Genomic DNA, 21,133 nt, shown 5'->3' on the forward strand with positions numbered 1-21,133 from the left:
TACTCTTTTTGATTATTAAAATGTAGCAACTGACGGGACTTAGATCTCATTTTTTGGCCAACAAAGTTCAAAGATACATTTTGGTTGAACAGTAAAACTCTCTAAAAGCCTTATTTTTTCTACATTGATTGGATTGATGTGATAATAATCACTTTAATGGTCAACCTATTTTAAGTATTATTGCCACAATTGGTTTACCTTTTAAGTTTCAACCTTGTTTTCGAGGAAGTTAAATGAGCAAAATCACCCACAAAATGTACATTGATGGACAATGGGCCGAATCAACAGATGGCCAGGCCATTACGGTTCTCAATCCGTCTAATGAACAAATCGTCGGATACGCCCCGCAAGGTACCCGAGAAGATGCGAAAGCCGCTCTGGCATCATCAGAGGCCGCGCAGGTTGAATGGGCACGTATGCCAGCGCAAAAACGTGCGGAATATGTCGCGGCATTAGCCAACAAACTCGAAGAGCAAGGCGAAGTATTCGCGCAAATGGTCACCGAAGAGCAAGGCAAACTGCTGACCGATGCTCGCGGAGAAGTAGCCGGTTCTGTGGGCTTCTTAAGGTACGCCGCCGAATCCGCTCGCCGTATCGAAGGAGAGATCACCACCAGTGAAAACGCCGATGAACAAATCTGGATTCAGCGGGTACCTTTCGGTGTCACCGTCGGTTTATTGGCTTGGAACTACCCGCTGGCGTTAGCTGCGCGGAAATTAGGTAATGCTTTGGTCACCGGCAACTCAATGGTACTGATGCCACCTGCAGATACCCCTCTGACAGTTCTGGAGTTTGGCAAGTTAGTTGAAGAAGTTGGCATCCCCAAAGGTGTGGTCAACATTGTTTCTGGTTTAGGCGCCGAAGTTGGCGACGAGCTGGTTCGCAATCCCATCACTAAGCTGGTCACTCTGACCGGTAGCTCCGAAGTCGGCTCTATTCTCTATCGCTCCGCCTCAGACAATATCACCGCATTAAACCTTGAGTTGGGTGGCAAAGCACCTTTCATTGTGATGGACGATATCGATGTCGATGAAGTCGTTGAGTTGGCGGTGCAATCTGGTTTTGGCAACTGCGGCCAAATCTGTACCTCGAATGAGCGCATGTACATCCATGAAGCGATCTATGACGAGTTCATGGTTAAATTCATCGATAAGGTAAAAGCCTTGAAAGTCGGTCTACCAACGGACGACACAGTCGATGTTGGTCCGAAAGTAAATGCCCGTGAAATCGAAAACCTCGAAGCTCACGTGGCGAAAGCCAAAGCAGCCGGTGCAACCATCGCTTGTGGCGGCGGCAAACCAGCTGGCGAGCTGTTTAAGCAAGGCTACTGGTTTGAGCCAACGGTGATCACCGATGTCACCAATGATATGGCAATCATGAAAGAAGAAGTGTTTGGCCCAATCGTGGCGGCAATGCCGGTCACTGGTTTGGAGCAAGCGCTGGCATTTGCCAATGATATCGACCTCGGCCTGTCGGGTTACATCTACAGCAAAGACGTTCGCACCATCATGAAAGCGGTCAATGAATTGGAAGTAGGCGAAATATATGTCAATCGCCCCAATGGAGAGCTACTTAACGGCTTCCACACTGGCTTTAAGCGCAGTGGTATCGGCGGTGAAGACGGCAAGTATGGTCTCGAAGGATACTTGCAGAAGAAAACCGTGTACTTCAACTATGGCTAAGTTTTAACACCACCCCACCCTTGTTAGAAATACCCCGATTGTGGTTTCGCCCTGGTTCCCCTCTGCCAGGGCTTTTTTTGTTTATTACATTAATCAACGCAAAAAGGGCGCCACAACGGGCGCCCTTTGACAATTTGATTTCTCAAGTAGAGGTTATGAAAGTGTCACCGTTTGACTCAAACCATTGTCGGATTGGATGGTAACCGTTGCGTCTTTATCCAATGCCAACAATCGAATCAACACCAGCGCTCTGCCGTCGGCAGTTTCAATGAGGTTGTTTTGGAATGGTTGCACACTAGCAGGAGCTCCGTTGTCGACGCCAACCAATTGAGCCGCATCATTGGTTGCAATGCTAAATGTGGTTTCCTGATGACACACGGGCTGGCCTTGGCCGTCGACTAAGTCGATGATCAAGTGGCGTACTTGCTGGTCTTGGTAGTTGGCGTCGCTATCACAGGTCTGAATTCGAATATCAGAAGCGATGCCCGTCGATTTCAATACTTGCTCAGTGACCACCTTGCCACCGGTTCGGCCAATGGCTTTCAGTTCACCTTGCTCATAAGGTACCGCCCATTTGAGAATACGGTCATCTTGTGCCGCTAGCTGACGACTGCCCAAGCTCATGCCGTTGAGCAACAATTCCATTTCATCACAGTTGGTAAACCCTTGAATCAAGATGGTCTGATTGCTGGCATAGTTCCAATGGCGATTGAGTTTTGGCCAGATCCAAACCTTAGTTTTCCAAGCATCGGCATCTTTTTCGCGCGCCGAGAAATCACTCAAATCTGCGGCATAGTTTTCCTCATCAAGCACCTGAGTTTCGATATGGACCATTGGTTGCTCTGTCCATAACGTTTTATACAGGTAATAAGGGGCTCGGCCGAATCCTGCAGTATCAAGTAAACCGGCAGCTAATGCTTTAGTTGGCCACTGCTCGTTCACTTCTCCCATGTAATCGATGCCGGTCCAGAGGAACACCCCGGACACATGAGGGCGGTCCATCACCGCTTTCCATTCGTGCCATTGTGGCAAGCTTTCGTTGCCAATGATCGGTAGATGAGGGTGATGTTGATGACCATAGTCAAAAACGACCTGACGATAGCTAAAGCCAATCACATCAAGTGCATCGGCATAGCCGGACTCATAACTAGCCGATGGCAAGATGCAGTTGGCCGTTACTGGACGGGTTTCATCAAGCTGCTTGGTCCACTTCGCCAGCTTTTGTGCCGTTTCGCCGATGTCATAGTCGTGGGCAGGCAGCTCCTTGAGCTTGCTAACAATTTCCTCTCTCGAGTTGGGTGGCAAACTCCAGAAATAATTGCCGCTCCAATCGACATCAAAGAAACCGGTAGCATCGACATTTCGCGGATAAGTCCACTCAATCTCGTTGCCAATGCTCCACATAAAGATCGACGGGTGGTTGCGATGACATAACAGTGAACTGCGCAGATCCTGTTCAGCATTGTCCTGAAAATAATCAGCGTAGCCGCGCGAGACATAGTCATCGTGCTGCTCATTCATGTTTTTGCGCTTGTCTTTCGGAAAGTCCCACTCATCAAAGAACTCATCTTGCACCAAGATGCCCAGTTCATCACAAAGTGTCAGTAGCCGATCGGATGCCGGGTTATGGGCAATTCGAATGGCATTCATGCCACCTGCTTTTAAAATATTGAGGCGACGAGCCCATACCGCATCGGGGATTGCAGCACCAACCAAACCTGCATCATGATGTAAGCAAACGCCTTTGATTTTTTGCGCTACACCATTCAAATAAAAACCTGTTTCGGGGCAGAAATGAATGTCTCTAATGCCGAACACAGTTTCGAACTGATCAATACACTGACCATCAGCTATCAGCTTGGTTTTGCCAACATAGAGATTTGCCTGTTCGGTTGACCACAAGCTTGGATTTGGCAGAGATAGTTGCAGATCAAATCCTTGTTGCTGAGCACCAGCCGCCAATGTCAGCGGTTGACTGAGCGACGCCACAGCACGAGAAGTGGCCTTCTCAACCACTTCAAACTGAACGTCTACATTGACCGAGCTGCGACGATTGTTATTCAGTTGCAGCTCATGGACTATGGTGGCCGATTGCTGACTAATGTCCTTGCAATGAATAAAGTTACCCCAAACCGGGACATGGACATCAGATAGCACCACCAGCTTCACATCACGGTAGATGCCAGAGCCAGTGTACCAACGGCTGTCTGCGATTCGAGTGCGGTCGACTCGAACCAATAATTCATTGCCATCGATCTTAACCTGCTCAGTGATATCGACAACGAATGGGGCATAGCCACTGATTTGCGTTGCCACCACTGTGCCGTTCAAGCGCACTTCTGAATGGTTATAGACACCGTCAAATACTAAAAATGCGCGCTGACTCGACTTCAAACCAACGATTTCAAAGTGTTTTTGATACCAACCGACTCCACCCGGAAGATAGCCGGTACAACCTTCTAAATCAGGCGAAAAAGGATGCTCAACGCTCCAATCGTGGGGCAACATGACGTTCCGCCAGTCGGCATCAGTCGGTTGTTCGGCCAATTGGAATTGCCAATTGGAATTAAAGCAATGTTCCTCGCGACAGCTAGCAACGGTGTATTGAGCGTGAGACATGGCATCCTCAAAAATCAGCGACAAAAATCAAGCGCGCAGTTCTAGCCCAGCAACAGCGCACAAAGCCAAGCCGCATTTATGTTTCGGGCTTGGCTTTCGGCATTCAATTCAGCGAACAACCTAGTTGGTATTTTGGTAGGTATCGAAACCCAGGATCTGACGCTTCACCTTGTAACGACAGATAAAGTTCCAGTTCCAAGACGGATCGTACTTGTGGCATAGACCCCATTCGAGCCCTGGCGTTTGTGGCTCTTGGTTATCGTTAGGGCGGAAAATCCCCAGAGCCTCAGGAGCACCTTTGATGTGGGATTTGATCTCAAAGTTGATGCCGTCTGGCGCCCACTGAACCGTATTCTTTTCTGGTCCATCTGTGGTTATCAACGAGGCAATACCGCCAGCATGGTGCCATACCGCGACTTCGTGACCACTGTTTGAAATAGGGTTGTACTCACTTTTGGTGTAAGGCCCAAGAATGTTGTCAGCAATGGCAACGCCGTGCTTAATTTCTCGACCACCAAAGTTCATGCCTTCCCCCATGGTTTCACCCTTGTAATAGAGGTAAAACTTGTCGTTGAAAAACATCAAACACGGATCGTGAACCTTGTGACTATCGAAGCTACCTTTTGATTTCACCGCGAAGCGATTGTCTTGCTCACCATGCCACTCGCCATCTTTCTCAGGGCTTAGAATTGGCGCATCAGATTTGTTCCAAGGACCAAATGGTGAATCAGCCCAAGCAATGGCAATCTCTTCATATTGACGGTTGGTGTAAGGCGTTGTCACCGTCTGATAAACCAAGTAGAACTTGCCGTCGTGGGCCAGCGCTTCGGGCGTAAAGACGGCGCGATCATCAAAGCGACCGGCTTCTCCGCGGGCAATCGCAACGCCTTGCTCTTTCCAAGTTTCACCATCTTCTGAAGTGGCGTGCCAAACTTCGGTCAAATCCCAAGGGAACACCTTGTCCTCTGGATTATCAGAACTAAAGCCAACCGTCTCACCTTCGCCTTTGGTGTACCAAACGTGGTAGACACCATCGACTTCCAATACTGCTGATGGATCACGACGAATCACACCTTCTTCATAGGCGAAGTCGCCTTTTAGTTCTTCAACGCCAAACTCAATGAACCATTCTGGGCCAGTTGAGTCATAGCCACGTTCAATGGCGCGCTTAGAAGCCAAGCTCAGCTTTTTGTTCGTCGTTTGCATGGTTACCTCGTTCATAATTTGATGAGTGCTACCTAACTAAAGGTCAACCAATAATTCAATTGGTATAGCTAATTGCCGCCAAGTCTACTCTTTTTAATTCCGATAGAAAAGTGACGAGATGCACGTTTATCGCCGCAACACCAATAAAATTGCGATAAAAAGGACAAAAACCAACATCAACAAGACTAAAAAAAACCCAAACATTGTTAACAAAATAACCTTTAAAAGCAGTACTATCTGGCTCTTGATGGTGTCAATCGAAGCAATATGTTAGCTACATCACTTACAATTGGTTGACAAATATGTATAGTCTCTCCAACTTTTCAGCTTATTGGTTTACCAGCGCTCTTCGCTTTTGACAGTGAAGCGCTGCGAATAGGAGTCGCTAGATGAGCGTCGATTCAAACAAAGTAGCCATGGGCAAAGCTTGCCTGATGTACTTTTTCTATAACTTCTTTTGGTCCTTGACCTCGGGTTCGTTGTTCGCAGTTTGGTTAGATGATCGCGTTGGCATCGATGGCGCTCAAATTGGCATCTTATTTGGTTTTCAAACTGGGTTAGCAATTCTGTTTAAGCCGTTCTTTGGTTACATTCTCGATAAACTCGGCTTGAAAAAGCACCTAATTTACTTCATCGCTTTAAGTGCCTTGATGATTGGGCCTTTTTATCTCTACGTATATGCCCCGTTACTCGCCAATGATTCAACCTTTATCTACGGCGTCATTATTGGCTCTCTATACTTGGGGATGCTGTTCCAAGCAGGCAGTGGCGTCGTTGCTTCTTACTGTGATCGCTTTGCTCGCTGCCACGGCTTCGACTTTGGCTTGGTTAATGGCTTTGGTATCGCCTCTTGGGGGGTATCCGCTCTGCTTGCGGGTGTGCTGTACAACGTCAATCCGGATTTGATGTTCTACGCTGCCTCCGTATCCGCTTTCATCATGCTCGCGTTTTGTTGGAGCCTCAAGGTCAGCCACCTTGATGACGTTGAGAACGAGGTTCTTTCGCAGGAAAAGATCGCTCCCAAAGACGTCATCAAGCTGGCTAAAAATCCAAAGATGTGGGCCTTTATGACCTATGCAGCGACGATTTCAGTGGTGTTTTGGACATCGACAACCCAGTTTACTCGCTACTTTATTAGCTTCTTTGAAACCCAAGAAGCGGGCATCGCATTTAGTTCAACCATGGACGGCATTTGTTCAGTATTTTTGTTCTTTGTCAGCGCCAGTGTGCCATTTCTAATCAACCGCATTGGCGCCAAAGGCAGTCTAATTGTCACTGCTGCGGGCATTACCTCATTTATGTTTATGATGGGTATTGCAGGTCTAGGGGAGCAAAACTTGTATTTGGCGATTGCCGGTAAATTGTTGTTTGGCGTGGCCAACCCGCTGCTCATGGTTTCGGTGTTTGCTTATGTTGCCGAGCAGTTTGATAAGAAAGTCAATTCATTCACTTACATGTTCGGCTTTCAGGTGGTGAATAACTTGTTTACTGCCATTGCATCGCCAGTAATGGGCAATATGTATGATGTCCATGGCTTCGCAATGAGTTACATCTATTTTGGCCTGTTTTCGCTAGCAGCGACATTGGTCGCTTGCTTTACCTTGAGCTCAAAAAGCAAGGCGGTAGAGCCTGAACCGGAACAACAACCCGAGACCGCTGCGGCCTAATCACTAGCCCCCCAGTATCTTTCCAAAGCACCTCTCGTTGCCTTTTCTGGTAGCGAGAGGTTGTTGATCTATTTGCCCTCATTTGTTTCTTGATCAAGGTAGCAAAAACTACTCTACCCACTTCAATCACAAACTGTCGATTGTTAACATTATGCAATATTAAAGTTAGATTTACGTTGTTCCCAGGGACGGGACTGCGGCAAAGCGCTGCAAAAATCGCTTTGCCAGTCATGGAGGGCATCGAAGCACTCGCTTGTTAAGCAGTGCCAGAACTGATAATCCACCGCTCTGGGGAGTTATATTGCATGACTATTAAAAATTATTTTGCACTTCTGGTTATGGCGTTATTTAGCTTGGCAACGCATGCCAACAGTAACGTCACAACCCCAATAATCCTTGGAGAGCGCGATCAATTGGTCGTCGATCTAATGAAGCTGGCATTCGACAAAGCCAATTACTCCTATGAAATGAACGCTGCCAATGAATGGTTAAGCGTTAATCGCCTAAAAGAAGAGGTGAAGCATGGCAACATGAGTGTTATGTGGGCTGGTGCCAGTAATGAGCTGCAGGGCGAATTAGAGGCAGTAAAAATTCCCTTGTTCAAAGGATTAGCGGGATACCGACTATTTGTCATCGAAAAAAATGCTCAACACCGCTTTAACGGCATTAACAACCTCAATCAGCTAAAGCAACTCACAGCCGGTTTGGGTCGCTTCTGGGGAGATACGCAAATTCTCGAAACAGCAGGGCTAGAAGTCGTTAAACCAGTCAAAGCAGAGAGCCTGTTTTACATGGTCGATGGTGGCCGCTTTGATTACTTACCCCTAGCGATGCACGAAATCTGGGAGGTGGTTGAAACCCACAATGACCTCAACCTAGCCGTAGAAAATGGCGTCGTTCTGCAATACCCAATGGCGATGTACCTGTACGTCGACAAAAACAATCCAGAGCTGCATCGAGCGTTGGAAAGAGGCTTAGAAACGGCCATTGCCGATGGTAGTTTCGATGAAATGTTCTACGGCTCCAAGGTCATCTCAAGTGCCATGGCGCTAGCCCAAATCGATCGCCGCAACATTATTCGTATCGATAACCACTCGCTACCAGCCGATACGCCGCTGTCGCGCAAGGAGTTATGGCTCGACCCACAGCGAAAGCTTTAAATCATCGCTTAAAGGACAGCACTTGCTGTCCTTTTTTATCAGCTTTTGCGGTTAACCACCGAACTTTGGTCAAACAATTTTGACATTGGTCAATCTATAAAATTATTTGGTTTACCAATCGAATTATTTATGTTGAAATTGCACTCAACAGACGAGTTAAAGGTGCTTCAAAGGCCCTTGAGTATTGATAGAAGTATTTTTCTGTGACTCTTCTAATTGGTTAACAAAAATATCGGAGGCCGTCGTGCTGTACGCCAACATCAATCATTTAGGTGCGCAAGTTCCCTACATCCATGCTTCCTTTCAACAGTGGATCAAAGAAGCGGTGCAAATTGCCAGCGCAGCTGAGCCTGGCAAATACCAACTGGCACAACAGGATGTATTTGTAGTCGTTGCCGAGGCGACCACCGAGCCACAGCAACAGCGCCAAGCCGAGATTCACAAGAACTACATCGACGTTCAAATCCTGTTATCCGGTAAGGAACGTTTGGGCTACGGCTTGTACCCGCCAACTGAGTATGCCGAGCTCGATGCCTTAGAAAATGATGTGGTGCTGTTTGATAGCGTCAGCGATGAACAGTTCATCGACTTGAACGCAGGTGACTTTGTCATCTTTTACCCCAACGAACCTCACCGCCCACTGTGCGCAAGTGACGAGATCTGTGCTGTTAAAAAGGCCATCGTCAAAATTCCTCGTGCACTGTGCAAATAGGTGTTGCCCTGAAACCAAAATTCGCTTTTTAACAAGTGACGAAAACTGGAGCTAACTCATGAAAGTACTGGTAACTGGTGGCCTTGGATATATCGGCAGCCATACCTGTGTACAACTGATAGCCGCTGGCTTTACCCCGGTTGTGCTGGACAATCTTCATAACAGCAAGCTTGGCGTAGTCAGCCACTTAAAGAAAATTCTGCAGCAAGATGTGCAGCACTATGTCGGCGACATCCGAGATCGCGACCTATTAAAGTCCATCTTTGCCGAGCATGACATCAAAGCCGTTATTCATTTTGCTGGCCTTAAAGCTGTTGGCGAATCGGTTGAGAAGCCTCTGGAATACTATGAAAACAACGTCTACGGCACATTGGCGCTGGTTCAGGAAATGAAAGCGGCAGGAGTGAAGTCGATTATCTTCAGTTCATCGGCGACGGTTTATGGTGACCCACAAGAAATTCCGATTAGCGAAACTACCGCAACCGGCGCAACCACCAATCCTTATGGCCGCAGTAAGTTCATGGTGGAAGAATGCCTGAAAGATCTTCACATCGCCGATCCTGAATGGAGCATTACGTTATTGCGCTATTTCAACCCTGTTGGTTCTCATCCTTCAGGTTTACTCGGAGAAGATCCGCAAGGTATTCCCAACAACTTAATGCCGTTTATTGCTCAAGTCGCAGTTGGCCGACGCGAACAGTTAGCAGTGTTTGGTAACGATTACCCAACCAAAGACGGCACCGGCGTGCGCGATTACATTCACGTCATGGACTTGGCTGATGGCCACATCGCTGCGCTACAACATGTCGGGGACAAGGCCGGTGTGCATATCTACAACTTAGGCACCGGCACTGGCACCAGCGTCTTAGAGATGGTTGATGCTTTTGCTAGCGCTAGCGGCCAATCGATCAAATACCAAATTTGCGACCGTCGCCCTGGCGATATCGCCGAATGCTGGGCCGATCCAAGTAAAGCCAAGAATGAATTGAACTGGCAAGCCCAGTATGGCATTGCCGAAATGACCGCCGATACCTGGCGGTGGCAGTCCAATTACCCCAATGGTTTTTCTGACTAAGCGAGAACAGTCATGACCCAACAAATTCAATTTGATGCCACCGAGCATCCACATCGCCGCTTTAATCCATTAACTGGGCAATGGGTGTTGGTATCACCACATCGGGCCAAGCGGCCGTGGAGTGGACAAAACGAGGTACTGCCGGAGACAGATTCGCCGAGTTACGACGAGAACTGTTTCTTGTGTGCTGGCAATACCCGTATTTCGGGAGACAAGAACCCCGACTACAGCGAAACCTACGTGTTCAATAACGATTTCGCTGCACTAATGACAGACTCTCCGGATGCACCAGAATCAGATGATCCATTGTTTGTCAGTCAAGGTGCTAGAGGCTTAAGCCGCGTCATTTGCTTCTCTCCTGACCATAGCAAAACACTGCCGGAGCTCGGCAGCGATAAAATCCGTGCCATTATCGATACCTGGAATGAGCAAATTGAAGAGCTAGGTCAAGACTATGCGTGGGTGCAAGTATTTGAGAACAAAGGAGCGGCAATGGGCTGCTCACAACCTCACCCTCACGGTCAGATTTGGGCAAACAGTTTTTTACCCAACGAAATTGCTATCAAAGACATTAATCTTAAAGCGCATTTTGCCAAGCACGGCAGTAACTTGCTGCTCGACTATGCATTGCGCGAAAGTGAGCGCATAGAGCGTACTGTGGTCGAAACTGAGTTTTGGATTGCTGTAGTGCCTTATTGGGCCGCCTGGCCATTTGAGACATTGCTGATGCCGAAATTCAAAGCGGCTCGGATGAGTGATCTGAGCGATGCTCAAAAAGATGATCTGTCGGTTGCGCTGAAAAAGTTGACCAGCCGCTACGACAACTTATTCCAGTGCTCTTTCCCTTATTCAATGGGTTGGCATTACGCCCCGTTCGTTGATGAACAAAACCAAGATTACTGGCAATTACATGCTTTGTTTTATCCCCCCCTGCTGCGCAGTGCCACGGTGAAAAAATTCATGGTGGGCTACGAAATGCTGGCCGAATCACAGCGCGATCTGACAGCGGAGCAAGCCGCTCAGAAACTCCGCGACGTGAGTGATGTACATTATTTGGAGGATCGCTAATGGCGCGTCAACAACAACTTATCGATGCTGTAACCAACTCATTCAACAGTGCTTTCGGTACTGCTCCGACACTTACGGTGCAAGCGCCAGGGCGAGTCAACCTGATTGGTGAACACACGGACTACAACAACGGCTTTGTCTTACCCTGTGCCATTGACTATCAGGCAGTAGCGGTTGCCGCTAAGCGCGATGACAATCTCATTCGTATCGTTTCTGTTGACTACGATAACGAGGTTCACGAGTTTTCGCTGACTGGTGAAATCGAATTTTTCGATGGCAACATGTGGGTCAACTATGTTCGCGGAGTCATTAAATGCTTGCTCGGTCGCGGTTATCAATTTGCTGGCGCCGACATTGCGTTTTCAGGCAATGTGCCACAAGGCGCTGGATTAAGTTCTTCAGCAGCCCTAGAGGTGGTCCTAGGGCAAGTGTTCAAAGAGTTGTATCAACTCGAGCTATCGCAGCAAGAAATTGCGCTGAATGGCCAACAAGCAGAAAACGAATTTGTCGGCTGCGCTTGCGGTATCATGGATCAGCTAGTGTCCGCTAAAGGCGAAGCTGGCCATGCATTACTAATTGATTGTGAAAGCCTTGAGACCAAATCAGTGAAAATGCCCGCCGAGCTTAATGTTGTCATCATCAACTCAAATAAAAAACGAGGCTTGGTAGACAGCGAATACAACAAACGCCGCGAGCAATGTGAACAAGCAGCAGCCTTTTTTGGCAAGCCCAGCCTGCGTCAGCTAACCCTAGACGAGTTAGTCGCCAAAGAATCGGAGCTAGCTGTGGATGTATTCAAGTGTGCCCGCCATGTGGTCACTGAAAATGCGCGGGTGCTTGATTCAGTCGAAGCGTTAGAGCAAGGCAATTTGCAAGCTCTATCAACCCTAATGGCTGACTCCCATGCTTCAATGCGTGACGACTTCAAAATTACCACCTCAGAAATTGATGCACTGGTTGATATCGTCAAGCAAACCATCGGCACTCGTGGTGGCGTAAGAATGACTGGCGGTGGTTTTGGTGGTTGTATTGTCGCGCTGGTGCCTAATGATTTGGTTGAGCCTGTGCGTGCTGCGGTGGCAGAAAAGTACCAAGCGCAAACCGGTCTAAAAGAGGATTTTTACATTTGTTCGGCAATGACTGGTGCAGGCCGCATGGCCTAAACCTTGCGTTCAACCTGTGAGCCAGTCTTAGCAGGAACTCTAATGATGGCGAATGATCCTTCGGATCATTCGCTTTTTTCGTTATAGGCTGTTACAAAAGGACAGCGATTCAATTGCCAATTTGGTACACAGATTCACCAAATTGTCGTCGAGATAAGCTACCCTAAATTGGAAATATCCAATCAAATCAAGGAAGAAGTTATATGCTCGATCAACTCCCTGTGTTACCACTGGTTATCGCGGTGTTCGTTTTGTTCGTGGTTTACTCTGGCGTCGTGTCTGTTCGTCAGGGGTATCAATACACCATTGAACGATTTGGCAAATTTACTCGCTCATTACGGCCCGGATTGCATTTTGTGGTGCCTTTTGTCGACCGTATTGGTCACCGAGTCAACATGATGGAGCAAGTGCTAGAAATCCCATCTCAAGAGATCATCAGCTCAGATAACGCGATGGTTAGCATTGATGCCCTGCTGTTTTTCGTTCCTATTGACGCCGCTAAATCGGTGTACGAAGTCAATCATTTGGAGCACGCCTTACGGAATCTAGCCCTGACCAATATCCGTACCGTGTTGGGATCAATGGAGCTGGACAAAATGTTGTCTGAGCGCGACGAGATTAACTCGCGACTGTTATCGGTCATTGATAATGCTGCCGAACCTTGGGGAGTCAAGGTCATCCGTATCGAGATTAAAGACATTGCACCGCCCGCAGATTTGGTTGAAGCGATGGCCAATCAAATGAAAGCCGAGCGTGACAAACGTGCCGCAGTACTAGAAGCAGAGGGTGAACGTCAGGCCCAAGTACTGCGTGCTGAAGGTGAAAAACAAGCCCAGATCCTCGAGGCCGAAGGTCGCAAAGAAGCGGCCTTTCGCGATGCCGAGGCCCGTGAGCGTCAAGCCGAGGCCGAGGCCGAAGCAACCCGTATGGTGTCCGATGCCATTGCCAAAGGTAATCCACAGTCACTGAACTATTTCATTGCGCAAAAGTACGTCGAGTCATTGAAAGACATCGCCGCCGCGGAGAATCAGAAGGTGGTCATGCTGCCGCTTGAGGCCTCCGGCATATTGGGTGCTGTCGAAGGCGTCAGAGAGCTGCTCAAGTCGACAGGTAAATAGTCATGATGATGTTAGTCGAATGGTTAAAACAAATGGATCCCACTGACTGGGCCATTGCCGGCATCATTTTGGTGGTGTTGGAAGTTTTGCTACCAACCAGCTGGCTACTGTGGCCCGGTATCGCGGCACTGATCGTTGCTTTGATTCATTGGTTGGTGCCTTTGGGCTGGACTGCTCAGTTGCTAACTTTCGCTGCTTTGACCATGCTCATGTTGGTCGTCGGTCGACGCTTTTACAATCCAGCCAACATCCGCAGTAGCCAACCTGACTTAAATCAGCAGGTTGGCCGCCATCAGGGCAAAGTGGCGTCTCTGAGTCAGGATGCAGAAAACGGCCGTAGCCGAATTCATTTGGGTGATAGCGAGTGGCAGGTAGAGCTCCCTGCAGGAGAGACAGCCAAAGCTGGCACTCAAGTCGAAGTGACAGGCCAACGGAGCAATACGCTGTTGGTGAAAATAATCGAACAAAAACAATAGGAAAATGACATGCAGGTTTTAGGTATTGATATCGGGGGCTCGGGCATTAAGGGCGCCGTGGTCGATGTAACAACGGGCGAACTGATCAGCGAGCGCTTGCGTATTCCAACACCTCAACCTGCCACCCCTGAAGCGGTCGCAGCAACGGTTGCAGAGATTTGCGACCAGCTCCATTGGCACGGTTTGGTCGGTTGTGGCTTTCCGGCAGCAATTCAGCACGGTATTGCGCGCACCGCAGCGAATGTCGATGACAGCTGGCTTGGCGCCAATGTGCAAAAGATCTTCTGCGACGCGACCCACCTGCCTTGTTATGTCGGCAATGACGCCGACGTTGCCGGTTTAGCCGAAATGCAATTTGGTGCAGGCAAAGAACTCGATGGCCTGGTGTTTATGGTCACTATCGGTACGGGCTTGGGTACGGCGTTATTCAACAACGGCGAATTGGTGGCGAACACCGAATTAGGTCACCTGTTTGATAGCAAAGGCCGAGAGTGGGAGCATCGCGCATCGGACGCTGCGCGCAAGCGTGACGAACTAGATTGGAAATACTGGGGTAAACGCTTTAATAAGTACTTGGTGACACTGGAACAACTGTTCTGGCCTGACGCCTTTATTCTGGGCGGCGGCGCGAGCAAGAAGTTTGACAAGTTTGCTGATGCAATTGACGTAGCCGCGACAGTAACACCTGCCGAATCACTCAATCAGGCCGGTATCATTGGCGCAGCCATTCTGGCATCACAAAGTCATCAATCATTAGATATGACGTTGTTACCTGGCTAGCTCTGCCAACCAAGCGGCTTTCTCTAAGCATCACGACAACAGCCACTCGGTATTGGCTGTTGTTGCTTTTGTTTAGTGATTAATCGTCATCATCAATAACGACATCGTCGTCATCATCATCATCGGCACGCGCGGCCTTGGCCGATAGCGCACTGACGTGAGGCCGGTTAATTCGCTTCTGGTACTTCATCCACACTTTTTCAAGTATCGACTCGGCACTCAGCTCGCCTCGAATCACCGCCTGTAAGCGCTGCTCTTCGTCGGTTTCTGGCGTGATTAGGTCATCAGCCAAAGCGGCTGCTAATTTGCCATGTTGCTCCAAAACCTGGCTTTCTTTCAATGAAAAATCGCCAGAACGAGAAAAACCATAAGGATAGTTTCGAAAATCTTGAAAACGCTTTTTCAGCGTCGTCCGCATCTCTTGAGACATAGTAACTGAATCTCCAAAAAACACCGTTGACGGATCAAAATCAGAAATAATGTTGCATACGTTATTTGTCAAAAGAAAATTTTATGAATAAGCGAAAAAGTTGCCCGAATTCACGTCTTGAGCGAACTTTTTTTCCCGCCTGAAAGCCCTGTGCTAGCTGACTTTACGACCGAAATTCGTATGTTAGTTGAACCAGATCAAGCGGATTAGGGTGATCTATCTCAAGAAATTATTACAATAACGCCACCAAAAATACGAAAAGAACGTCCTATACTGCTAGAGCCAAACGCGGCATACCATCGTGAATCACACAATGTTTGGTGGTCTGAAGCTGGCGGCGTAACCGTTTAACTTCTCGGTTGGCAAGTATCAGGCAGACAAGTTTTTGAAATACAGGACAGAGGAAACCCATGATTAAAAAGATTGGTGTACTAACCAGTGGCGGTGACGCGCCTGGCATGAATGCCGCAATTCGCGGTGTCGTTCGCGCAGCATTGTCAGAAGGTTTAGAAGTCTATGGCGTCTACGATGGTTACTTGGGCTTGTACGAAGATCGCATCGAGAAAATGGACCGTCGTTCAGTATCTGACGTGATCAACCGTGGCGGTACTTTCTTGGGCTCAGCCCGCTTCCCACAATTTAAGGATGAAGCGGTACGCCAAAAAGCCATCGAAAACCTTAATAAACATGGGATCGAAGCGCTGGTTGTGATTGGTGGTGACGGCTCTTATATGGGTGCCAAATGTCTCACCGAAATGGGTTACCCATGTATCGGCCTACCGGGCACCATCGACAACGATGTACCCGGCACCGACTATACCATTGGTTACCTGACTGCTCTGAACTGTGTCATTTCAGCGATCGACCGTCTGCGCGACACCTCAAGCTCACACAACCGTATTTCAGTCATTGAAGTTATGGGCCGCTACTGTGGCGATCTGACCATGGCTGCGGCCATTGCTGGTGGTGCCGAATATGCCATCGTGCCGGAAAAACCATACGATGAATCACAGCTGGTTGAAGATGTGGTCAAAGGTATCGAGAACGGCAAAAAACACTCGATTATTGTTGTTACTGAACACATTACCGACGTTGACCACTTGTCGAAGAAAATCGAAGCACGAACTGGCCGAGAAACGCGCGCCACAGTCCTTGGACACGTTCAACGTGGTGGCGCTCCAACAGCCTTTGACCGCGTTCTAGCGAGCCGCATGGGCGTCTACGCAGTAGACTTGCTGATCAAAGGCCATGGTGGTCGTTGTGTCGGTATCGTCTCTGGCGAGTTGGTCCACCACGACATTATCGATGCAATTGAAAACAAACGTCGTGTGTTTGATGAAGAGCTCTACTTGACCGCTGCAAAACTGTTCTAAAGCGCAATCGCTCTCATGTTTTAAAAAGCTCCCTATTTGGGAGCTTTTTTGTTTGCGCTACAATCGCCTGCATGTATTGAAGGAAAGAGCCGCAGAGATGAGCTTGTTGTCCCGCCATTGGTTAGCTCTTGCTTGCTGTCTGTTAACAGCGACATGTGCTCAAGCCAGCGATATGGAAATCGATGGCCAATGGCGCAACATTGAAGATAATGAGCGACTCAAGGTGATGTCGCGCTTCGACTTTTCTCCGGGCATTGTTAAGCGTGGCGCGTTGGTTCTGGAGCGCTATCCTCCAGCATGCACCAATGCAGCACTGCAATTGGAGTTCGGCCCGAGCGACCAATTCAATCAGAGTATGGGCGGACAAGAATACAAATTTCGCTTTGTTATCGACCTCAACCCCGCTCGCACCGCAACCTTTATCAGCCATTCCCAGCGGCGGGCCGATGGCAACTACCTGCTGCTGCAGCTTACCGCAATGAACCGAGCAAGCACCTTGTTATCGGAAATGAGTTCCGGTCAACGGCTAACCATTCGATCAATTAATAACGCTTTGAACACTTCTATCACCATTCCCATGACCCAAACGGCGAAAATTATTCGAGGCGGCATCGATGCCTGTATTCGCCAAGCTTACAAGCTTGATGAACGAACGCGAATTAGATAATCAATGAGGAAAAATTGGAGCGGCACATCGGGTTCGAACCGATGACCTCGACCTTGGCAAGGTCGCGCTCTACCAACTGAGCTAGTGCCGCTTATTGAAATACAGTGAGAAATTGGAGCGGCACATCGGGTTCGAACCGATGACCTCGACCTTGGCAAGGTCGCGCTCTACCAACTGAGCTAGTGCCGCATCACTGTATTGATCGCGCTTGAGGAATTGGAGCGGCACATCGGGTTCGAACCGATGACCTCGACCTTGGCAAGGTCGCGCTCTACCAACTGAGCTAGTGCCGCGTTCCGTCAAGCGGATGCGAATTTTACGCAAATCCGCCGACGATGCAAGCCCAGATCGGAAAATTTCTTAAATTAGCCTCGAAACACTGATTCTGGGCAGTTTAGCTGCGCAAAAAATGTTCACGGTAGTACATCAGCTCAGCAATCGATTCGCGAATATCGTCCATCGCCAAATGAGTGTTCTGTTTGGCAAACGGCGCTAAATCGGGTCGCCAACGCCTTGCAAGTTCTTTTAACGTACTGACGTCGATATTGCGGTAATGGAAGAATTCGGCCAGATCTGGCATGTATTTATAGATAAAACGGCGATCCTGGCCAATGCTATTGCCACACATAGGAGATGCGCCTTTTTCGACATAGTCACTGAGAAATGCCAAAGTTTCAGCTTCGGCTTGTTGCACCGAATACTCACTCTCTTTGATTCGCGCTACCAATCCAGACTCAGTATGGGTCCGCGTACACCATTCATCCATACCAGCCAATACGGTATCACTTTGATGAATCGCAATAACCGGTCCTTCAGCGATGACATTGAGCTCGTCGTCAGTGACGATAGTGGCGATTTCAATGATGACGTCGGTCATCGGCTCTAGCCCTGTCATTTCCAGATCGATCCAGATCAGGTGTTTGTCTTTGGCCACAAATGCACTCCTTTTAGTCTAATCGTACATATCTCGGCGGATTGGTATTATCATAGCAACGGACACCATCAACCCCAACTGGAACAAGAATTGGCCAAACGTAAAAAACTCAGTAAAGGGCAGATCCGCCGCATTCAACAGAATCGACAACGCAAACTAGAGCGTGGCGTGGAACAAGAGCCTGAGGCAGGTTCGTCAATTGATGATGACATGCTTGGCGCTGAGCAGCATGGCTTGGTCATTAGTCGCTTTGGCCAGCATGCCGACATTGAGGATAGTGACGGCCTAGTGGTCCGTTGTGATATTCGGCGCACCGTGTCGTCTCTGGTGTGTGGCGATCAGGTGCTTTGGCGCGAAGCCAAACAAGAGAGCGACAAACGTCGTGGTGTTGTTGAAGCCGTTCAAGAGCGTCATAGCCAGTTAACTCGGCCCGATTACTATGACGGAGTAAAAATTGTCGCCAGTAACATCGACCAAGTATTTGTGGTCAGTAGCGTGTTACCCGATTTCTCTGATCAAATCATCGATCGCTACATCATCGCCGCCGAAGATATGGGCATCACGCCAACCTTGGTCGTCAATAAAATTGAGCTCGCTGATGAACGACAACGGCAACATATCGATGAGCGCTTAGCTTATTACCAGAAGCTAGGATACCCAACGCTTACTATTAGCTGTAAACAACAACTTGGCACCGACCAGCTGCTTCCTAAGCTCAACAATCAAGTAAGCATTTTTGTTGGTCAATCAGGTGTCGGCAAGTCATCTTTGATTAACCAATTGATTCCCGATGCTGCTGTGGACGTTGGTGATATCTCCGAGAATTCGGGCCTTGGTCAGCACACAACCACAGCGTCGCGAATGCTCACCTTCCCCGGCGGCGGGCGACTCATCGACTCACCGGGAGTGCGGGAATTTGGCTTATGGCATCTAACACCAGAGCAAGTTATCAACGGCTATATTGAGTTTTTGCCATTAATCAGCCAATGCAAATTCCGTGATTGCAAACACCAAAACGATCCGGGTTGTGCCGTGCGGGCAGCGTTGGAGGCCGGAGATATTCCCCAGTTCAGGTTCGACAACTACCACAAGATCATTAACAGCATGGAAGAAAACCGCAGCAATCGTACCTTTGTGCGCTGACCTAATGCATTCGAATGTGTACACTACAGCGGTTCAATTAACAGAGGTAAACACGTGTCTATGGATTCTCTCAAGGTTGCTTTGCAATATTGCTTCCCACAACACGGTCTGAGTCGCTTACTCGGCCGCTTAGCAGCTGCACAGGCCGGTACAATCACGACACGGACCATTCAATGGTTTATCAAGCGCTACCAAGTCAATATGGATGAAGCGGCAAACCCCGATCCAGGTAGCTATGATAGCTTTAATGATTTTTTCACCCGCGCCCTAAAGCCTGGTGCACGACCGATTGATGACGCGGAAAACACTTTAGTTCATCCGGCCGACGGCGCAGTAAGCCAATGTGGCCCAATCAACAACGGTCAGATTTTCCAAGCCAAAGGTCATGACTATAGCGCTACCGCTTTGCTCGGTGGCGACGGCCAATTAGCCGAGCAGTTTAATCAAGGCTCGTTTGCCACCATTTACTTGTCGCCAACTGATTATCACCGCGTACACATGCCAGTCGATGGTGTATTACGGCGAATGATTTATGTGCCAGGCAAACTATTCTCGGTCAATCCACTTACAGCGCAAAATGTGCCGGGACTATTTGCTCGTAATGAGCGCGTGGTATGCATCTTTGACACCCCGGTAGGGCCAATGGCGCAAATTCTTGTTGGCGCAACTATTGTTGCCAGCATGGAAACGGTCTGGGCCGGCACTATTACGCCACCAGCGGGCAAGCAAGTCTTCAGTTGGCAGTACCCAGCCGAAGGGCCAACGTCGGTTAGGCTGAGCAAAGGCGATGAAATGGGGCGCTTTAAATTGGGCTCCACTGTCATTATGTTGTTTGGCCAAGATGCGGTTAGTTTCACCGACTCGATGGAAGCCGAAGCGGTTACCCGAATGGGCGAACCAATGGCTACCTTCAATCGAGCCCAATAGATGGCAAGCCAGTCCGCTGCCGAGCAACGAAAAGGCCTTCTCTCTCTTCATGGTGCCATCCTGCTATTTGGTGGCACCGCACTATTCTCACAACTCATCGCTCTGACAGCACTTGATATCACCATCATCCGCTGTTTTATCGCCGTAGCAACCTTTGTCGTACTGTTTCAGTTCAGGCATGAACGCATTCGTTTAGATAGTTGGCGTGACTACGCCATCGCCGTCGCCTTGGGCATACTCATGGCTACTCACTGGGCAACTTACTTCGCAGGTATGCAATACGCAGGGGTAGCGATTGGCGTTATTGCTTTCTATACCTACCCGCTAATGACCGTATTGATAGAGCCGCTGTTGCATCGTCAGCTGCCCCATGGCACCGATGCATTGATGGGGTTGGTCGGATTAGCGGGGCTTTGGCTCATCGCCGGCAATAACGGCACAGAACAAAATTCCGAAGTAATCGCAGGCATTATTACAGGGGTGATCTCAGCCTTGTTATTCACTGCCAGAAACCTGCTGTATAAGTATCAGTTCTCGCACTACAGTGGCACTCAAGCAATGTTCTATCAAACCCTGATCGGCGGCCTTGCATTGATCGCTTTCATCTCCGATGACTGGCAACAAGCCAGTGCCAAAGACTGGGCATTCTTGTTGCTACTCGGCGTGGTGTTTACCGCACTATCTCACTCGCTCTACACCACCAGCTTGAGATATCTAAAAGCCAAAACAGTGGGCTTAATTTCCTGCATGCAGCCGGTGTATAGCACGTCACTGGCGGTACTGATACTGGCGGATGTCCCAACCTGGCGCACTGTACTGGGCGGCGCCTTGGTATTGTCTGCTGCCGCTTACGAGACACTATACGGCCACAAAAAAGCTCAAAGTTAATCCCGTCTCGGCATCATCCTCTGCTCAGCGTCGACTATCGAGCAT

At 48.8% G+C, this 21,133-nt stretch carries 19 protein-coding genes and 3 tRNA genes; 15 read left to right on the forward strand and 7 right to left on the reverse strand.

Features of this window, described 5'->3' with window-relative positions:
* The first annotated feature begins 233 nt into the window (after positions 1-233).
* Complete coding sequence (gene aldA / locus CBE68_RS14670; protein WP_087506853.1) at positions 234-1,682, forward strand: aldehyde dehydrogenase; 1,449 nt, start codon at positions 234-236, stop codon at positions 1,680-1,682.
* 153 nt (positions 1,683-1,835) lie between these two features.
* On the opposite strand, the gene CBE68_RS14675 is transcribed toward aldA, so the two are convergent.
* Together CBE68_RS14675 and CBE68_RS14680 are read right to left on the reverse strand one after the other, a co-directional pair.
* Positions 1,836-4,301, reverse strand: coding sequence for a glycoside hydrolase family 2 TIM barrel-domain containing protein (locus CBE68_RS14675; RefSeq protein WP_087506854.1), 2,466 nt, complete (start codon positions 4,299-4,301; stop codon positions 1,836-1,838).
* Between the two features lie 120 nt (positions 4,302-4,421).
* The gene (locus tag CBE68_RS14680; protein ID WP_087506885.1) at positions 4,422-5,507 is read right to left on the reverse strand and encodes a glycoside hydrolase family 117 protein; all 1,086 of its coding nucleotides are present in this window, start codon (positions 5,505-5,507) and stop codon (positions 4,422-4,424) included.
* Between the two features lie 389 nt (positions 5,508-5,896).
* Between CBE68_RS14680 and CBE68_RS14685 the strand changes: the two genes are divergently transcribed.
* The 9 genes from CBE68_RS14685 to ppgK all read left to right on the forward strand — a co-directional run bounded on the left by CBE68_RS14685 (position 5,897) and on the right by ppgK (position 14,726).
* Positions 5,897-7,174 carry an oligosaccharide MFS transporter gene (locus CBE68_RS14685; RefSeq protein ID WP_087506855.1) on the forward strand — a complete coding sequence of 426 codons (1,278 nt, stop codon included), beginning with the start codon at positions 5,897-5,899 and terminating at the stop codon, positions 7,172-7,174.
* A 305-nt stretch (positions 7,175-7,479) separates the two neighbouring features.
* On the forward strand, positions 7,480-8,334 hold the full coding sequence (locus tag CBE68_RS14690; RefSeq protein WP_087506856.1) for a hypothetical protein: 855 nt from the start codon (positions 7,480-7,482) through the stop codon (positions 8,332-8,334).
* Between the two features lie 244 nt (positions 8,335-8,578).
* Positions 8,579-9,046, forward strand: coding sequence for a YhcH/YjgK/YiaL family protein (locus tag CBE68_RS14695; RefSeq protein ID WP_087506857.1), 468 nt, complete (start codon positions 8,579-8,581; stop codon positions 9,044-9,046).
* Between the two features lie 58 nt (positions 9,047-9,104).
* The gene (gene galE / locus CBE68_RS14700) at positions 9,105-10,121 is read left to right on the forward strand and encodes a UDP-glucose 4-epimerase GalE (protein WP_087506858.1); all 1,017 of its coding nucleotides are present in this window, start codon (positions 9,105-9,107) and stop codon (positions 10,119-10,121) included.
* 12 nt (positions 10,122-10,133) lie between these two features.
* Positions 10,134-11,189 carry a UDP-glucose--hexose-1-phosphate uridylyltransferase gene (locus CBE68_RS14705; RefSeq protein WP_087506859.1) on the forward strand — a complete coding sequence of 352 codons (1,056 nt, stop codon included), beginning with the start codon at positions 10,134-10,136 and terminating at the stop codon, positions 11,187-11,189.
* Entirely contained in the window at positions 11,189-12,352 is a 1,164-nt protein-coding gene (galK, locus tag CBE68_RS14710) for a galactokinase (RefSeq protein WP_087506860.1), read from the forward strand. Before CBE68_RS14705 ends, galK begins: the two co-directional genes overlap by 1 nt.
* Before the next feature lie 203 nt (positions 12,353-12,555).
* Positions 12,556-13,470, forward strand: a complete 915-nt coding sequence (locus tag CBE68_RS14715) for an SPFH domain-containing protein (protein ID WP_087506861.1) — start codon at positions 12,556-12,558, stop codon at positions 13,468-13,470.
* 2 nt (positions 13,471-13,472) lie between these two features.
* Positions 13,473-13,946: an NfeD family protein gene (locus CBE68_RS14720; RefSeq protein WP_087506862.1), complete on the forward strand. Its 474-nt coding sequence runs from the start codon at positions 13,473-13,475 to the stop codon at positions 13,944-13,946.
* Between the two features lie 9 nt (positions 13,947-13,955).
* A complete protein-coding gene (gene ppgK, locus CBE68_RS14725) occupies positions 13,956-14,726 on the forward strand; it encodes a polyphosphate--glucose phosphotransferase (RefSeq protein ID WP_087506863.1) in 771 nt (256 codons plus the stop codon).
* Positions 14,727-14,805: 79 nt separating this feature from the next.
* Here ppgK and maoP read toward each other — a convergent pair whose 3' ends face one another.
* Positions 14,806-15,156 (reverse strand): DUF413 domain-containing protein, encoded by a 351-nt coding sequence (maoP, locus tag CBE68_RS14730; protein ID WP_087506864.1) that lies wholly within the window; start codon positions 15,154-15,156, stop codon positions 14,806-14,808.
* 410 nt (positions 15,157-15,566) lie between these two features.
* Here maoP and pfkA point away from each other — a divergent pair, with 410 nt between their 5' ends.
* Positions 15,567-16,529, forward strand: a complete 963-nt coding sequence (gene pfkA, locus CBE68_RS14735) for a 6-phosphofructokinase (protein ID WP_087506865.1) — start codon at positions 15,567-15,569, stop codon at positions 16,527-16,529.
* A 97-nt stretch (positions 16,530-16,626) separates the two neighbouring features.
* Positions 16,627-17,196, forward strand: a complete 570-nt coding sequence (locus CBE68_RS14740; protein ID WP_087506866.1) for a hypothetical protein — start codon at positions 16,627-16,629, stop codon at positions 17,194-17,196.
* Between the two features lie 15 nt (positions 17,197-17,211).
* Here the strand turns inward: CBE68_RS14740 and CBE68_RS14745 are convergent.
* The 4 genes from CBE68_RS14745 to orn all read right to left on the reverse strand — a co-directional run bounded on the left by CBE68_RS14745 (position 17,212) and on the right by orn (position 18,130).
* Positions 17,212-17,287 (reverse strand) — tRNA-Gly (locus CBE68_RS14745).
* A gap of 22 nt (positions 17,288-17,309) precedes the next feature.
* A tRNA-Gly gene (locus CBE68_RS14750) sits at positions 17,310-17,385 on the reverse strand.
* 28 nt (positions 17,386-17,413) lie between these two features.
* A tRNA-Gly gene (locus CBE68_RS14755) sits at positions 17,414-17,489 on the reverse strand.
* Between the two features lie 101 nt (positions 17,490-17,590).
* Positions 17,591-18,130 (reverse strand): oligoribonuclease, encoded by a 540-nt coding sequence (gene orn / locus CBE68_RS14760; RefSeq protein ID WP_087506867.1) that lies wholly within the window; start codon positions 18,128-18,130, stop codon positions 17,591-17,593.
* A 90-nt stretch (positions 18,131-18,220) separates the two neighbouring features.
* On the opposite strand from orn, the gene rsgA reads away from it, so the two are divergent.
* Genes rsgA through CBE68_RS14775 form a run of 3 tightly spaced genes read left to right on the forward strand, consistent with a single transcriptional unit; the run spans position 18,221 to position 21,088 of the window.
* Positions 18,221-19,273: a small ribosomal subunit biogenesis GTPase RsgA gene (gene rsgA, locus CBE68_RS14765; protein ID WP_087506868.1), complete on the forward strand. Its 1,053-nt coding sequence runs from the start codon at positions 18,221-18,223 to the stop codon at positions 19,271-19,273.
* A 60-nt stretch (positions 19,274-19,333) separates the two neighbouring features.
* Entirely contained in the window at positions 19,334-20,200 is an 867-nt protein-coding gene (gene asd / locus CBE68_RS14770) for an archaetidylserine decarboxylase (RefSeq protein WP_087506869.1), read from the forward strand.
* Positions 20,201-21,088, forward strand: a complete 888-nt coding sequence (locus CBE68_RS14775) for a DMT family transporter (protein WP_087506870.1) — start codon at positions 20,201-20,203, stop codon at positions 21,086-21,088.
* The last annotated feature ends 45 nt before the right edge of the window (positions 21,089-21,133 follow it).

It is taken from the genome of Neiella marina, assembly GCF_002165625.1.
In the GTDB taxonomy this organism is placed as follows: Bacteria; Pseudomonadota; Gammaproteobacteria; order Enterobacterales; family Neiellaceae; genus Neiella; species Neiella marina.

What these genes read in the sequence shown, in the direction of transcription:
- CBE68_RS14675 (WP_087506854.1), bottom strand. Translation starts at nt 4,301, where the DNA reads ATGTCTCACGCTCAATACACCGTTGCTAGCTGTCGCGAGGAACATTGC.
- pfkA (WP_087506865.1), top strand. Translation starts at nt 15,567, where the DNA reads ATGATTAAAAAGATTGGTGTACTAACCAGTGGCGGTGACGCGCCTGGC.
- CBE68_RS14690 (WP_087506856.1), top strand. Translation starts at nt 7,480, where the DNA reads ATGACTATTAAAAATTATTTTGCACTTCTGGTTATGGCGTTATTTAGC.
- aldA (WP_087506853.1), top strand. Translation starts at nt 234, where the DNA reads ATGAGCAAAATCACCCACAAAATGTACATTGATGGACAATGGGCCGAA.
- CBE68_RS14705 (WP_087506859.1), top strand. Translation starts at nt 10,134, where the DNA reads ATGACCCAACAAATTCAATTTGATGCCACCGAGCATCCACATCGCCGC.
- ppgK (WP_087506863.1), top strand. Translation starts at nt 13,956, where the DNA reads ATGCAGGTTTTAGGTATTGATATCGGGGGCTCGGGCATTAAGGGCGCC.
- CBE68_RS14715 (WP_087506861.1), top strand. Translation starts at nt 12,556, where the DNA reads ATGCTCGATCAACTCCCTGTGTTACCACTGGTTATCGCGGTGTTCGTT.
- CBE68_RS14740 (WP_087506866.1), top strand. Translation starts at nt 16,627, where the DNA reads ATGAGCTTGTTGTCCCGCCATTGGTTAGCTCTTGCTTGCTGTCTGTTA.
- CBE68_RS14775 (WP_087506870.1), top strand. Translation starts at nt 20,201, where the DNA reads ATGGCAAGCCAGTCCGCTGCCGAGCAACGAAAAGGCCTTCTCTCTCTT.
- CBE68_RS14720 (WP_087506862.1), top strand. Translation starts at nt 13,473, where the DNA reads ATGATGATGTTAGTCGAATGGTTAAAACAAATGGATCCCACTGACTGG.
- CBE68_RS14680 (WP_087506885.1), bottom strand. Translation starts at nt 5,507, where the DNA reads ATGCAAACGACGAACAAAAAGCTGAGCTTGGCTTCTAAGCGCGCCATT.
- CBE68_RS14685 (WP_087506855.1), top strand. Translation starts at nt 5,897, where the DNA reads ATGAGCGTCGATTCAAACAAAGTAGCCATGGGCAAAGCTTGCCTGATG.
- galK (WP_087506860.1), top strand. Translation starts at nt 11,189, where the DNA reads ATGGCGCGTCAACAACAACTTATCGATGCTGTAACCAACTCATTCAAC.
- asd (WP_087506869.1), top strand. Translation starts at nt 19,334, where the DNA reads ATGGATTCTCTCAAGGTTGCTTTGCAATATTGCTTCCCACAACACGGT.
- galE (WP_087506858.1), top strand. Translation starts at nt 9,105, where the DNA reads ATGAAAGTACTGGTAACTGGTGGCCTTGGATATATCGGCAGCCATACC.
- maoP (WP_087506864.1), bottom strand. Translation starts at nt 15,156, where the DNA reads ATGTCTCAAGAGATGCGGACGACGCTGAAAAAGCGTTTTCAAGATTTT.